Source organism: Streptomyces sp. NPDC051133 (genome assembly GCF_040682635.1).
In the GTDB taxonomy this organism is placed as follows: Bacteria; Actinomycetota; Actinomycetes; order Streptomycetales; family Streptomycetaceae; genus Streptomyces.
This window is the reverse complement of sequence record NZ_JBFBBK010000223.1, coordinates 1-1,524: the sequence shown is the minus strand read 5'-3', so window position 1 is coordinate 1,524 and position 1,524 is coordinate 1. Positions and strand designations below refer to the sequence as shown.

The following is a 1,524-nucleotide window of genomic DNA, read 5'->3' as shown; positions in this document are numbered from 1 at the left end:
CATAGCTCGAGTTGGACGGCCGGCTTCTCGTGGTTGAGGGGCCACTGCGCCCGCCCCTGCCGGGTCGTTTCGATGGCGTACCGCAGATGCGTGCGCGGTCAGCCAGCCGATCGCGCTGGTCGCCGCCGGTGCTGGTCAGTGTGTCGGTGAGGTGGCCGATCGCGTGATCCAGTTCTTCGTCGGCGCGCTGCAGGTAGTCGACGTTCGCTGCGCCGAAGACGTGCATGGCGCGCTCCACGAGGTCGATGAACGCCAGTTGCGGTGATGCCGACCGGCGGTTCCTCACCGAGGATCGCGGCGAGGTCGGCGGTGAAGCAGGTGGTCAGCGCAGCGAACGTGTCGTCCTTGGTGGGGTGGGCTGGAGGGGATCGGTCACGAAGGCCTCCTCAGTATTCCAGGGTGGAGCGTGAAGGGCCGCCGCACCGCCCCCGGCCATGACCGTGCCGGGCGGCATGCGGAGCAGGGCCGATTCGCCCTGCACGGCGGTTAGGAAACGGAATTGAACACACCGTGCGGCTGGTGCGTACGTACGGCCATCCAGGCGCCCCGATACGACCTGCCCATGAGCGGCAGACCCCCGTTGCCAGGAGGTCGAGAAGTTTGAGTCACAAGCGAATACCCAAGCGCAAAACCGCGATAGCGGTGGGCGGTGTCGCGGCACTCGGAGCGGCGGCCCCCCTGCTGCCCAACGCGAACGCCTCGCAGGACAAGAGCCAGGCGCAGGCCACCACCGACGGCGCACAGACCCTGAAGGCCACCGAGGCCTCTGGCCTCGCCGCCCAGCTGCAGAAAGCACTGGGCGATGCCATCACCGGCTCCTACTACGACAAGGGCAAGCAGCAGCTGGTCGTCAACGTGGTCAATAGCGACAACAGCGTCATCGTGCAGGCGAAGAAGGCGGGCGTGGTCGTCCGCAAGGTGAACAACAGCACCGCCGACCTCAAGGCCGCCGCGAAGACCCTGAAGGCCAAGGCGACCATCCCCGGCACCTCCTGGGCCATCGACCCACGCACCAACAAGGTCCAGGTCACCGCCGACAGCTCCGTCACCGGTGCCAAGTGGAACAGACTGCAGTCGACCGTGCAGAGCCTCGGATCCGGCATGGCCACCCTGAAGAAGTCCGCCGGCACCTTCAACACCCTCGCCTCCGGCGGCGACGCCATCTTCTCCCAGGTGCAGGGCGGGGGCGTGCGCTGCTCCCTCGGCTTCAACGTCACCGCCTCCGACGGCAGTCCCGCCTTCCTGACGGCCGGTCACTGCGGGGTGGCCGCCAAGGACTGGTCCGACTCCCAGAACGGGCAGCCCATCGCCACCGTCGACCAGGCCAAGTTCCCGGGCAACGACTTCTCGCTCGTCAAGTACAACGACCCCGCCACCAAGCCGCCGAGCGAGGTCACCGTCGGCAACGGCCAGACCGTGCAGATCACCCAGGCCGCCGACGCCACCGTCGGCGAGACGGTGTTCCGGATGGGCTCCACCACCGGTCTGCACGACGGCCAGGTCACCGGCCTCGACGCCACCGTC

The 1,524-nt window shown here is 68.0% G+C and carries 2 protein-coding genes; one reads left to right on the top strand and one right to left on the bottom strand.

Annotation, left to right across the window (positions count from 1 at the left end; all coding sequences use genetic code 11):
- The coding region (locus tag AB0N17_RS46600; RefSeq protein ID WP_366017718.1) for a hypothetical protein at window positions 1–226 on the bottom strand (226 nt) is incomplete at its 3' end.
- A gap of 374 nt (window positions 227–600) precedes the next feature.
- Between AB0N17_RS46600 and AB0N17_RS46595 the strand changes: the two genes are divergently transcribed.
- Window positions 601–1,524 (top strand): S1 family peptidase (locus AB0N17_RS46595; protein WP_366017717.1); only part of this gene is annotated, 924 nt, incomplete at its 3' end.